The 12,781-nt window shown below is 69.6% G+C and carries 10 protein-coding genes; 3 read left to right on the top strand and 7 right to left on the bottom strand.

Going from position 1 to position 12,781, the window contains the following annotated elements; all coding sequences use genetic code 11:
- Positions 1-12 precede the first annotated feature (12 nt).
- Together OG496_RS22875 and OG496_RS22870 are read left to right on the top strand one after the other, a co-directional pair.
- Positions 13-1,383: a sensor histidine kinase gene (locus OG496_RS22875; RefSeq protein WP_405972220.1), complete on the top strand. Its 1,371-nt coding sequence runs from the start codon at positions 13-15 to the stop codon at positions 1,381-1,383.
- The gene (locus OG496_RS22870; RefSeq protein ID WP_366490625.1) at positions 1,380-2,045 is read left to right on the top strand and encodes a response regulator transcription factor; all 666 of its coding nucleotides are present in this window, start codon (positions 1,380-1,382) and stop codon (positions 2,043-2,045) included. The genes OG496_RS22875 and OG496_RS22870 overlap by 4 nt, the downstream gene beginning before the upstream one ends.
- 13 nt (positions 2,046-2,058) lie before the next feature.
- Here the strand turns inward: OG496_RS22870 and OG496_RS22865 are convergent, their stop codons facing one another.
- Both OG496_RS22865 and OG496_RS22860 read right to left on the bottom strand, forming a co-directional pair.
- Complete coding sequence (locus OG496_RS22865) at positions 2,059-3,405, bottom strand: sialidase family protein (protein WP_405972219.1); 1,347 nt, start codon at positions 3,403-3,405, stop codon at positions 2,059-2,061.
- A 215-nt stretch (positions 3,406-3,620) separates the two neighbouring features.
- Positions 3,621-4,325 carry a hypothetical protein gene (locus OG496_RS22860; RefSeq protein ID WP_405972218.1) on the bottom strand — a complete coding sequence of 235 codons (705 nt, stop codon included), beginning with the start codon at positions 4,323-4,325 and terminating at the stop codon, positions 3,621-3,623.
- A 448-nt stretch (positions 4,326-4,773) separates the two neighbouring features.
- Here OG496_RS22860 and OG496_RS22855 point away from each other — a divergent pair, with 448 nt between their 5' ends.
- A complete protein-coding gene (locus OG496_RS22855) occupies positions 4,774-5,850 on the top strand; it encodes a glycosyltransferase (protein WP_405972217.1) in 1,077 nt (358 codons plus the stop codon).
- A 181-nt stretch (positions 5,851-6,031) separates the two neighbouring features.
- On the opposite strand, the gene hutH is transcribed toward OG496_RS22855, so the two are convergent.
- From hutH to OG496_RS22830, 5 genes are all read right to left on the bottom strand, one after another.
- Positions 6,032-7,576 carry a histidine ammonia-lyase gene (gene hutH / locus OG496_RS22850; RefSeq protein WP_405972216.1) on the bottom strand — a complete coding sequence of 515 codons (1,545 nt, stop codon included), beginning with the start codon at positions 7,574-7,576 and terminating at the stop codon, positions 6,032-6,034.
- A 224-nt stretch (positions 7,577-7,800) separates the two neighbouring features.
- Positions 7,801-9,231 carry a GH1 family beta-glucosidase gene (locus OG496_RS22845; protein WP_405972215.1) on the bottom strand — a complete coding sequence of 477 codons (1,431 nt, stop codon included), beginning with the start codon at positions 9,229-9,231 and terminating at the stop codon, positions 7,801-7,803.
- 117 nt (positions 9,232-9,348) lie between these two features.
- Complete coding sequence (locus OG496_RS22840) at positions 9,349-10,254, bottom strand: carbohydrate ABC transporter permease (protein WP_366490630.1); 906 nt, start codon at positions 10,252-10,254, stop codon at positions 9,349-9,351.
- Positions 10,251-11,279, bottom strand: coding sequence for a sugar ABC transporter permease (locus tag OG496_RS22835; RefSeq protein WP_366490631.1), 1,029 nt, complete (start codon positions 11,277-11,279; stop codon positions 10,251-10,253). The genes OG496_RS22840 and OG496_RS22835 overlap by 4 nt, the downstream gene beginning before the upstream one ends.
- A complete protein-coding gene (locus OG496_RS22830; protein ID WP_405972214.1) occupies positions 11,276-12,601 on the bottom strand; it encodes an ABC transporter substrate-binding protein in 1,326 nt (441 codons plus the stop codon). Before OG496_RS22830 ends, OG496_RS22835 begins: the two co-directional genes overlap by 4 nt.
- Positions 12,602-12,781 lie beyond the last annotated feature (180 nt).

Genomic DNA, 12,781 nt, shown 5'->3' with positions numbered 1-12,781 from the left:
AGGATGGAGCCGATGGACGACAGGACGAGGGTGCGGTCGGCCCGGACAGGGGCGGACGCGCCCCCGCCCGGGCCGCAGGTCGTAGGCCCGGAGACTTTCGGTGCCGGCCCGGACGCCGTCTGGGCGCACCCCTTGATGCGGCTGCTGCTGCGGGTGCTGGGCCGGCTGCGGGCGGCCGACCGGCGGCGTCCGTGGCTCCTCGACACCACCGTGGTGGTCCTGCTCGCCGCCGCCGCGCCGCCGGACCTGCTCGTGCACAGCCCCGGTCATCCCGTGTCGCGCCCGGTGGGGGCCGACCTGCCCGTCGGTGTGGTGCTGGCCGTCGCGGCCGTGCTCGTCGTCCCACTGTGGTGGCGCCGCCGCAATCCCGCCGCGGTCTACGGTGTCTGCCTCCTCGTCTGCCCGGTCATGTGGTCGCTGGGCCTGGGGCCCGCGGCCGCCGCCGTGCTGCTGATCGCCCTGTTCGACCTGGCACTGCACGCTGCGCCGCGAGCGATCTGCTGGGCGCTGCCGGTGACCGTGGCGGGCTGGCTACTGATCGTGGTGACCGTGATCCCGGTGGCCGGTCCGGTGGCCTTCCTGATCCTGTCCGTCGGTACCGGCGTCGGGTCCGTCGCCCTGGGACTGACCCTCCGGATCAGCCGGCTCTACCTGTCCGCGCTGCGGGACCGGGCGGCGCGACTGGAGGTCGAGCGGGACCAGCGCGTCCGGCTGACCGCGGCGGCCGAGCGCTCGCGGATCGCCCGCGAGATGCACGACATCGTCGGCCACAACCTGTCGGTCATGGTCAACCTCGCCGACGGCGCCGCCGTACTCACCACCCGCGACCCCGGCCGGACCGAGCAGGCACTCCATCTCATCGGCGACACCGGCCGGCAGGCGATGGACGAACTCCGGCGCGTACTGGGGGTGTTGCGCGAATCCGCGGAGCCGGAGGACACCTCGCGGTCCCCGCAACCGGGTCTCCCGGACCTGGACACCCTGCTCGACCGGGTGCGCGCGGCCGGCCTGCCGGTGGCCTACCGCACCGCCGGCCCGGTCGACGCGCTGGGCCGGGGCGTGCAGCTCACGGTGTTCCGCGTGGTGCAGGAGGCGTTGACCAACACCCTCAAACACGTCGGCCCCGGCGCCACGGCGGAGGTCACGCTCACGGTCGAGGACAGCCGGCTCCGCGTGCGGGTCACCGACACCGGTTCACCGGGGCGCGAACGGTCCACGGCTCCCCGCGAGGACGCCGGGCACGGCCTGGTCGGCATCCGCCAACGAGCCGCGCTCTACGGTGGCACCGTCACCCTCGGACCGCGCGCCGACGGCCGGGGCTGGATCGTAGAAGTCCTGTTGGACCTGTCCGCCCCGGCAACGTTCGGAGAGCCCGCGCCATGACCACCGTGTTGATCGCCGACGACCAGCCGCTGCCCCGCATGGGCTTCCGGATGCTGCTCGACGGCTCGCCCGGCGTGAGTGTCGTCGGCGAGGCCGACAACGGCGCGCAGGCCGTCCGTATGGCGGCCGAACTGCGCCCCGACGTGGTCCTGATGGACGTACGGATGCCGGGTCTCGACGGCATCGAGGCGACCCGGCGGATCGTGGCGGCGGGCGGCCGCACCCGCGTGCTCATCCTGACCACCTTCGACCTCGACGAGTACGCCTACGCCGGACTGCGCGCCGGGGCCAGCGGCTTCCTGCTCAAGGACGTCCGGCCGGCGGAACTCCTCGCCGGGATCCAGGCGGTCGCGACCGGCGACGCGGTCGTCTCCCCCCGGTTGACCCGCCGACTGCTCGACGCCCACGCGCACGACGTCCTGGCGCCCGAGGCCGAGCGCCGGACGGACCCGCGTCTGGCGGCCCTCAGCGAACGCGAGCACGAGGTGCTCGTCGCCGTCGGCACGGGCTGGACCAACGCCGAGATCGCCGAACACCTCGTACTGACGGAGTCCACCGTCAAGAAACACGTCGGCCGGGTCATGGCCAAGATCGGTGCCCGCGACCGTATCCAGGCAGTGATCATCGCCTACGACGCGGGACTGGTCACGCCCCGGCCCTGAGGGTGTGTGCGGGTTATCGGTGGGTGTGCTTCCTGTACAGCTCCAGTGGCACCCGGCTGATGATCGAGTCGAGGGAGGAGTCGTTCCGCCCGTCGGCCCAGGTGACGTACGCGAAGCCGCCGGCGATGGTGATGCCCGACCAGCGGTCACCGGGCGGGCCCATCTCCCCGACCGGTTCGGTCACTCGGTTGACCCGCACCGGGTCGCCGAACGAGCGTCCGTGGTCGAACGAGACGACCGAGAACGCGTCGCCCGTGGTGGTCCGCCACATGACACCCAGGTCACCATCGGCGCCGAAGTCGATCGCCGGCCGCTGGGCGTTCGGGGTGTCGATCGTCGCCGGGCCGGTCCAGGTCCTGCCGGCGTCCGGGGTGACGTAGACGTCGAGGGTGCTGGAGTCCCGGGGCACCATGACCGCGAACCGGCCGCGGTGGGAGGGGTCGGCCGCCACCCACGGGACGGGATCGGCAGCCGCGCCCAGACCAGGCGTCGGCACCAGGGAACCGGTGCCCGCCGCGACGGGCGCTCCCCGGCCGTTCTTGACGGTGGTGTTCGTCCACGTCCTGCCGTCGTCGCGGCTGACGTGGAAGTTCACCGGCTGTCCCGCTTCCTGGGAGGCGGACACGAGGATCCCGCCGTACACGGCGATCTCACGCCCCGGGTAGCCGCACACCAACGGGATGCCCGGCGCCACCTCGATGCACGGCATCGGCCCCGGGATCACCCGCGAGTCACTGCTGAAGGTCCTGCCGCCGTCGGCGCTGACGGAGACCGCGCTCGGGTACTCCCACGCCGCCCCGGCGACCGCGTAGACCTTGCCCGTCGCCGCGTCCACCCGCATCTTCGGGGCACCCCCGAGAAGCAACGGCGTGGACACCGGGTCGGTCCAAGTCCGGCCGCCGTCCGTCGACTTGGCGACCTGGTTGTGGTTCACCAGGTTCGCGGCCAGACCCGAGCTGACCTGGTTGTTGTCCACGTACACGGTGCCCTTCGCGTCGAACTGCACGCTCGGCTCACCACACTTGGGCGCCGCGGTGCCCAACGGCCACGCCACCCGGGTCCACGTGTCCCCCCTGTCGTTCGAGTAGGCGAGGAAACACCCGCCGTCGACCGGTTCCAGGCCCGGCGACGGCGGGAAGATCGTCGAGACGAAGACGAGGTTGTCGGGGTTCCTCGGATTGACGGCGACCGTCGGCTGACCCTCTTTGGTGGCGGGCAGGTCGGTGACGTCGACTTCGTGAACGGAGGTACGGCCGACGGCGCTCGGCGCGGCCACGGCGGCGGACCCCTCGCAGAGCAGGAACAACGCGGAGAGTGCCGCCGTGCTCAATCTCGCGGACGGACTTCTGAACAGCACCATGGGGATCGATCCTCAATGCTCATGGGTCGGGTCCGGTCGGTGACGGTCACCGGTGGTGCCGGATTCCCGCACCAGGCTAGGAACGCCCATGTCCGTGTCCGTGGGACCACCGGACACAATCGGTTCCGCCGCGTGGGACCGCGGTACCACTACCCCAACTGCGTTGAGAATCAAGGGTGGTTGAGGTACCCGCCGGTGGCCGGTGGCGATCCCGTTCAGAAGCCCCCGGGCCCGCCGAAGCCCCCGAACCCACCGGGTCCGCCCGGCCCACCGCCGAACATCCCACCGTGCGGCCCGTGATGGTGGAAGCCGTCGAACAACGCGTCCGCGAGCAGCATGCCCCCGACCCCGGCGGCACCCGCGACGAGCGCGGTCTTCCACCAGGGCGTGCTGTACCAACCCCCGGCCATGGAACGGCCGTTGACGACCCCGCCGGGGTAGTAGTACGGCGTGCTCGCGCCGGGCCGCGCGGACGCGGTGTACGTCTGCCCGCCCACCGTGACCTGTCCACCGGCACCCTGCGCGGGCAACTCGGGCCCCGGGTCGAGTCCCAGCGCACCGCGGGCGGTTCGGATGTGATGCAGCCCCTCGACGGCGGTCTGCGTCACGAGCCCGTACTGCATCGGCGAGTAGGCGACGGCGAGTTGGCCCTCCGCGGCCCGGAGCCGCTCGGTGGCGTCGGCGACGGCCTGCCGGGCGGCGGTGTCGTCGCCGGCGTCCAGCGTCGACAGACTCCCGCCCAGCCGCTCCACCCAGCGGGTGGCCTCCGCGCCGGCGTCGGCGTCGTAGGACTGGGAAGCGGACCCGGAGTTGTAGCCGCTGCCGTCGAACCGCGAACTCCCGCCCCCCGCCTGCCTCTTGCCGAAGGCGACCGCCCCGCCGACGATCAGGGCCAGCAGCACCAACACGATGAAAAACATGACGTCCTCCCGTCCGCGCCGGGATCGGATCACCCCGTACGCAGGGATTGGACACCTTGGGGCTGAGAGGTTGCTGTATACGATCTGAGCTTGGTCTTTGATCTGAGGCGGCCCCCGGCGGAGTGCACCGAGCCTCGACAACAGGTATCGCCTCGCCGTCCGTGCGCACAGCCGCGACCACGACACCAGGGATCGACGGGAACGGCAACTCGCTTAGCCAGTACGGCAGTTGGTCTACCGGCATCGAATGTCGCCCTGGTCAAATGGGACTAACGGTATGATCATCCGAGTAGTGGGTCGCCTCACCCAAACCATCCGACGCCGGGCGTCGAGGTGTGTGTGAACGGTTCGCTCGCACAGACCGTTCCCCATTCCCTTGGAGCCATCTTCAATGCGCGTGTTGTTCTCCAGTACGCCCGTACACGGTCACATCCTGCCGCTTCTTCCGTTGGCCCGCGCGCTGCGCGAGCAGGGGACGGACGTAGCGATGCTCACGGCGGCCGCCGCCGCGCCCATACTCGAACCTGACGGCATTCTCGTTCTGGGCGCGGGTGCGACCGCACCGGAGCTCGTGGCCGAGGTTCTGAGGACCACTGGGCACAACCTCTTCCAGGGGGTGACGGTGGAAGCGGAGGCGGAGTTCTTCGCCGGTGCCCGAATCGACCTTGGATTCAAGGATTCTCTGGCCGCGGCCCAGGAATGGGCGCCGGACCTGATCGTCTCGGAGATGTACGACTTCCTCGGCCCGGCGGTCGCGGCAGCGCTCGGTGTGCCCGTGGCCGTCGTGGGGATCGGACCGGCGACGGCCGAGGCCTCCGTGGAGGAGTTCGGGAAGCGCCTCGCACTGCGCTACAGCGCCTTGGGCATCGAGCAGCGACCCGAGCACTGGTACCTGGACACCTGTCCGTCCGCTTTGCAGCGCGAGGGCTGGAAGCGACCCGAGGAGTGGCACGGTCTGCGGCCCGAGGCCCACAGGTCGGCCGGGCAGCCGGATGCCCAGGCCGCACCGTCCGCAGGCCGTCCCCGCGTTCTGGTGAGCTTTGGCACCATGTTCTCCTCGCCGCAGATCGTGGACCCGCTCATCGAGGAATTCCTCTCCCTGGACGTCGACTTGCGGGTGACTCTCGGCCTCATGTCGCAGGTCTCCGACTACAAGCCGCGGGACGAGCGGGTGGAGTTTGCGCCGTTCGCGCCCCTGGCCCAGCTGCTTTCCGGTGCTGACGTGGTCGTGACCCACGGCGGCTCGGGCACAGTGCTGGGCGCGCTCGCTGTGGGACTGCCGATGGTGGTGGTGCCTCAGGGAGCGGACCAGCCGGTGAACGCACAGCGGGTCGCCGACAGCGGTGCGGGGATCTCGTTCCGTCTGGGAGAGGCGCCGCCGCAGGCCGTCGCTCAGGCCCTCGCCGATGTTCTGGCAGGGCCCGAGTACCGGGCCGTGGCAGAAAAGATCGCCCACGAGATCGAGATGACCCCCTCCACCCAGGAGGTCGCCCGGATGCTGGCCGAAGCGGTCAAGACGTCCTGACTCTCCGCGTGACGGCGGAGCCTCGTGATAGCTCGACTCCCGCCCGATCGACAGACCTCGAGATCGATACAACTGCGGCTACTCCACTGGGCGGTTGACCTCGATGTTCCCCTGACTCGCTGATCCTGTTTCGTTCCCGGGTCAGCGGGTCAGCGGGGCGGCCGTCTCCGGATGTCCGACCTCAGTGGTGCAGCGCCCCCACCACGCCCTCCACGACCCGCAACGCCTCCCCGCTCCGTACGAGTTCGGCGATGTGCTCGATGTCGACATGGAAGGCCCGGTCCCCGTCGACGGTCGGTACGGTCTCCCGGATGCGGGCGCGCAGCGCCTCCGCGGCCGGTGAGGGGGAGAGGGGCGCGAGGAGGTCGAGGGCCTGCGCGGCGCACATCAGCTCGATGGCTATGACGTAGGCGAGTTTGCGGGCCGCGCGGTAGGCCTTCAGGGCCGCCAAGTAGGCGTTGCTGACCGTGTCTTCCTGGTTGGCCGAGGTGGTGACGTTGTCGGCGGAGGCCGGTACGGCCAGGCCGCGCAGTTCCATGGTCAGGGCGGCGGCCGTGTACTGGGCGATCATGTAGCCGCTGTTGAGGCCCGGTTGCCGCCGGACCAGGAAGGCGGGCAGTTCGCTGAAGTTGCTGTTGACCATGCGGTCGGTGCGGCGTTCGGAGACCTTGGCCAGCACGGTCATCGCGTTGACCATGGTGTCGGCCTGGATGCCGACGTACGTGCTGTCGCAGTTCGCCCCGCTCAGCGCGACCCCGTCCTCGCCCTCGGGGTGGATGACCGGGTTGTCGCCCACGGAGTGCAACTCCTCGACGATGACCTCCCGGGCCTGCGCGAGCGCCCGCTTCGCACCGCCGTGCATCTGCGGAACGGCACGCAGGGCCAGGCTGTCCTGGAGCCGGTGGTCGAGGAACTCCGCGCTGATCGCGCTGGATTCGGTCAGCCGTCGCAGGTTCTCGGCTACGGCGGCCTGCTCCGGGTGCCGTTTCCGCTCCTGGATCCGGGCGTCGTAGGCGCGGACGGTGCCCTTGAGCGCCTGTACCGACAGGCTCGCGGCGACGTCGGCGGTGGTCGCCGCGACCTCGGCGTCGTGGGCGGCGAGGACGGCGATCGCGGTGACCGAGTGCGTCCCGTTGGTGAGCGACAGCCCTTCCTTGCAGGCGAGTCGGGTCGGCCGCTCGCCGATCCGGGCCAACGCCTCGGCGCCGGGCAGGAGTTCGCCGCCGTACCAGGCCCGGCCCTCGCCGAGGAGTACGAGCGCCATGTGGGCCTCGGGGGCCAGATAGCCCACGGAACCCTCGCCGGGGACGTGCGGCGTGACCCCGGCGTTGAGCATCCGCCGGATCAGCTCCAGCGTCTCGAACCGGATACCGGAGAACCCTTCACCGAGCCCGACGAGCTCCATCAACGCGATGGCACGGACCACCTCGACGGGCAACGGCTCCCCGACCGACACGGCGTGCGACCGCACGATGTTGCGCTGGAGCCGCTCCGCGTCCGCCGGGTCGATGACCTCCGTGACGTTGTCACCGAAGCCGGTGGTGACGCCGTAGACCAGGCGGTTCTCCGCGAGGAAGCGTTCGACCAACGCGCGGGACTTGCGTACGCGGTCGACGTAGGTCGCGTCGAACTCGACCCGGGCGCCGTGCCGGGCGACCGCGACGAACTGGTCGATGGTGACCGGATCCCCACCCAAGGTGACAGCGTTGATCTCAGGTGCGGCCACGGACCTCTCCTCGCGCTTGACGCTCATCCATTCATTTGCGGATCGAATGAATCACTCTATTTAGAGCTTGGCAAGGGCGGTAGGCGATGGTGGGCGCATTCAGGACCTCGCTGCGTGCAGGCTGGGGCTCCGTCTAACCCCCTTGATCCTCCCGGCCGGTTAGTCCGACGGGGCGCGGCACGCCCCCACGGCATGCCGCGCCCCGTCCCCCGGGCCCCCGTCGGTCAGACCCCCGGCACCGAGGGCAGCGCCCCCGTCCGCGCCGCCTCCCCGTACCACCGCGCGCTCGACTTCGGCGTGCGGGCCAGCGTCGCGTAGTCCACGTACACCGCGCCGAACCGCTTCCCGTAGCCGTACGCCCACTCGAAGTTGTCCATCAGGGACCACAGGTAGTAGCCGCGCACGTCCGCGCCGTCCGTGATCGCCCGGCGTACGGCCGACAGGTGGCCGTGGAGGTAGGCGATCCGCTCCGGGTCGTGGACGTTGCCCTCGGGGTCGGGCTTGTCGTCGTAGGCCGCGCCGTTCTCTGTCACGTACAACGGCAGGCCCGGGGCCTCCCTCGTGTAGCGCATGATCAGGTCGTAGAGGCCCGTCGGGTCGATCGTCCAGCCCATCTCCGTACGCTCGCCCGGGGTCTGGAGGAACGCCACGTCGTCCGCGCCCGGCCAGGGGGAGTACGCGCTCAGGCCGTGGCCGTCGGCGCGCGGGCTGCCCGCCGGGGCCGCTTCGGTCGCCTCCACCAGGGTGGGGGTGTAGTAGTTCAACCCCAGCGCGTCCAACGGCTGGTGAATGAGCGTCAGGTCGCCGTCCAGGACGTACGACCAGTCCGTGACCGACCTCGTCGCCTCGAACAACGACTGCGGATACGACCCGTGCAGCATCGGTCCGTGGAACACCCCGTTGGCCAGGTCGTCGATCTTCCGGGCCGCCGTCATGTCCTCGGGGGACTGCGAAGCGGGCCTGACCACCGAGGAGTTGAGGCTCACCGCGATCGAGTTGCGGGCCGGCATCGACGCCCGCAGCGCCGAAGTCGCCAGCCCGTGCGCCAAGTTGAGGTGATGCGCGGCCTTCAGCGAAGCCGCCGCGTCCGTACGGCCCGGCGCGTGCACCCCCGAGCCGTAGCCCAGGAACGCGCTGCACCAGGGCTCGTTGAGCGTGATCCACTGCTCTACGCGGTCGCCCAGCGCCTCACCCATGATCTGCGCGTACTCGGCGAAGCGGTACGCCGTGTCGCGCTCCGGCCAGCCGCCCGCGTCCTCCAGCTCCTGCGGCAGATCCCAGTGGTAGAGGGTCAGCGCCGGCTTGATGCCGACGGCCAGCAGCTCGTCCACCAGGCGGCGGTAGAAGTCCAGGCCCACCTGGACCGCCGGGCCCCGGCCGGTCGGCTGCACCCGCGGCCAGGAGACCGAGAAGCGGTACGCCGTCAGGTCCAGGTCCGCCATCAATGCCACGTCGTCGCGGTAGCGGTGGTAGTGGTCGACAGCGATGTCACCGTGCTCACCACCGGCCGTACGGCCCGGCGTATGACTGAACGTGTCCCAGATCGAGGGCGTACGGCCGCCCTCCCGCACCGCCCCCTCGATCTGGTAGGCGGAGGTCGCGGCGCCCCAGAGGAAGGCGGGAGGGAAGGTGACAGGTGTAATGGGCTCAGACATGGAAGCGCTCCCATAGTGGAGGAGAGGGGGCCGGAGAGGCCGGGGCGGCGGCGCCCCGGCTCCCCGGCTGACGTAGGAGACAAGCGGGATGAGCGAGGTGAGGAAGCGGGCGAACCCTCAGCCCTTGACCGCGCCCTGCATGATCCCGCCCACGATCTGCTTGCCGAACAGGAGGAAGGCGATCAGCAGCGGCAGCGTGCCCAGCAGCGCGCCCGCCATGATCACCGACTGGTCGGGGATGTAGCCGGTGCCCAGGGAGTTCAGGGCGACCTGGACGGTCGGGTTCTGCTGGTTGAGGGCGATGATCGGCCACAGGAAGTCGTTCCAGGCCATCACGAAGGTCAGCAGCCCCAGCACCGCCATCGCGGGGCGCGCCGCCGGGAAGACCACGTGCCACACCACCCGCAGACTGCTCGCGCCGTCCACCCGCGCCGCCTCGATCAGTTCGGTCGGCAGCGCCTGCACGAGGTACTGGCGCATGAAGAACGTACCGAAGGCGCTGACCAGGGTCGGCAGGATGACCGTCTGGAGGTGGTTCGACCAGTGCAGGTCCGCCATCCACAAGTACAGCGGTACGACGGCCAGTTGGGGCGGGATCATCATCGTGCCGATGGTCAGCAGGAGCAGCGTGCTGGAGAACCTGAACTTCAGCTTGGCGAAGGCGAAGCCCGCCAGGGTGGAGAACAGGACCGTGCCGATGGTGATCGAGCCCGCGACGATCGTGGAGTTGAACATCGCGGTGCCCATGCCGGCCTGCTCCCAGGCCGCCTGGAGGTTCTTGAACAGGTTCGCCCCGAACCACAGCGGCGGCGGGGTCTCCGCGAGCCGCTGATTGTTGCGCGAGGCCGCGATCGCCGTCCACACCAGCGGGGCCAGCGAGACCAGCGCGAAGACCACCAGCACGACGTAGGTCAGCGGGCCCGCGTGCATCTGCTTGCCCGCGCCCATCACCCGGCGGCGCGGGGTGCGTGCCGCCGGTACCGGCACCTGATCCTGAGGGAGCGTCAATTCACTTGTCGTCATTGGGACTTCCTCAGCCGTCGGGTGAACAGCAGGTTGATCGCGGCGACGATCAGCAGGATCAGGAACATCGACCAGGCGATCGCGGACGCCTTGCCGAGGTTGCCGATGATCCAGCCCTGGTCGTACATGTACAGACCGAGCGTCTGGTACTGGTGCTCGGAGCCGCCCTTCGAACCGCTCACCCCGCCGAACAGCAGCGGCTCGCCGAAGAGTTGGGTCGCGCCGATGGTGGAGACGACCACCGTGAAGAGGATGGTCGGGCGCAGCTGGGGGATCGTCACATGACGGAACTGCTGCCAGCGGTTGGCGCCGTCGATCGCCGCCGACTCGTACAGGTCGCCCGGGATCGCCTGCATCGCCGCCAGATAGATCAGCGCGTTGTACCCCGTCCACCGCCAGATCACGATCGACGACACCGCGAACTGCGAACCCCACGTGGATTCACGCCAGTTGATGGGATCGACCCCGACGAAGTGCAGCAGCCAGTTGACCATCCCGCCGTCCCACGAGTACAGCAGCGTGAAGACGAGGGTCGCCGCGGCCACCGAGGTGGCGTACGGGGTGAGCATCACGACCCGCCACACGGTCGAGCCGCGCAGCCGGTAGTTGAGCAGATGCGCGATCCCGATCGCCATCAACAGCTGCGGCACGGTGGAGATCAGCCCGATGGTGAACGTGTTCTTCAGGGCGTTCCAGAAGAAGTCCGAGGACAGCAGGTTCCGGTAGTTGTCCAGCCCCGCCCACGTCTTGTGGTCCAGCGACGACAACTGCACGTTGTGCAGCGAGTACCAGGCCGTGTAGAGCAGCGGGATGAGGCCGAAGGCCCCGAAGATGATGAAGAACGGGGAGATGAACGCGTACGGCGCCGCCTTCATGTCCCAGCGGTACAGCCGGCTCCGCCACGAACTCGGGCCGGGAGCCGGCGTACCGCGACCGCCGGCGCCGCGGGCCGCGCCCGGCTTGTCGCCGGGCGCGGCGCCGGAGCCCGGCGCGGGGTGTGCGAGGGCCTGCTTGGAGCTGCTCACTGCCCGAGCACGTCCTTGATCTCCTTGGTGGCGGCGCTCCATCCCTGGTCCGGGGTCTTGCCCTTCTGCTCCACCTGGAGGATGCCGACGTCAGTGATCGCGGTACCGATCGGCTGGTCCTTGATGCCGAAGGTCTGCACCGGGATCGTCTTCGCCGAGTCGGAGAAGATCTGGGTGATCGGCGCGTTCGAGAAGTACGCCGTCGTGTCCGCGGCCGGCTTCAGGTTCGGGTACGCCGCCGGGGTGGACGGGAAGCTCGCCTGCTTGGCGAAGACCTTCTCCTGTTGTGCGGGCGCGGTCAGCCACTTCGCCAGCGCCACGGCGTCCGCCTGGTGCTTGGTCGCCGTGGGAACTCCGAGGAAGGAACCGCCCCAGTTGGACGCGGTCGGCGCGGCCGCCACGTCCCAGTTGCCCTTGCCGGAGGCGCCCGACTTCTGCTCGATGTAGCCGATCATCCAGGCGGGGCAGGCCACCGTGGCGAAGCTCGCGTTGGCGAAGCCCTGGTCCCAGGTCGGGTCGAACTGCTTCAGCTTCGCCGACATGTTGCTGGTCGCCACGTCCATCGCCGCGTTCCAAGCCGCCTTCACACCGGTCGACTTGTCCCAGATGACGTTGCCGTCCTTGTCGTAGTACCGCTGGCTCTCGCCGCCGATGGCCGCGTTGTAGACGGACGACGCGGAGTCCACGAACTTGGTGCCCTTGGGCGCCTTCTTCATGTAGTCCTTGCCGACGCTGGCGTACTTCGCCCAGTCGCCCTTCCACAGATTGGCGAGCTGCGTGCGGTCGGTCGGCAGACCGGCCTTCTTGAAGAGGTCCTTGCGGTAGCAGATCGCCATCGGGCCGGTGTCGGTGCCGAGGCCGATCTGCTTGCCGTCCTTGGTGGTGGCCTGGGAGTTCTTCCAGGGCAGCCACTGGGACTTGTCGACGTCCTTGCCGAGGTCGACGAACTTGTCGGCCTGCGTCTGGACGGCCTCGGTGATGTTGCCGACCTCGATGGCCTGGATGTCGTCGGTGCCCGAACCGGCCTGGAGCCGGGTGAGGACCTTCGGCCAGTACACGTCGGTACGGGTGGTGACGTCCTCCTTGATGGTGATGTTCGGGTGGAGCTTCATGTACTCGTCGTACAGACCGGCCTGCTTGTAGCCGAAGACGCCGAAGGTACCGACGGTCAGCGTGGTCTTGCCCTTGGAGTTGCCGCCGCCGTTCGAGCTCGACGAGTTGTCGTTCGAGTCACTGGAGCAGCCGGCCAGAACTCCCGTGGTCAGCGCGGCGACGGCCGCGAGGGCCATCAGCCGATGGGACCGTCGGGTACTCGTGCGCATTACGTCCTCCTGTTGCCTGACGTGCCGACCCCCCGGCCAACTGCATTGTTGGGCCCGTTAGTTCACGCTGCGGCTCGGGCGGGGAACGTGCGGGATGTGTATGTGTCAGGTACCGTGGGAGCGCTCCCACCGGTGATGTGTTGAAGAGTCGTCGGTTCGCGCGGGGGTGTCAAGGGAGCG

It is taken from the genome of Streptomyces sp. NBC_00988, assembly GCF_045162645.1.
Taxonomy (GTDB): domain Bacteria; phylum Actinomycetota; class Actinomycetes; order Streptomycetales; family Streptomycetaceae; genus Streptomyces.
This window is presented reverse-complemented; position numbering and strand designations above follow the sequence as displayed.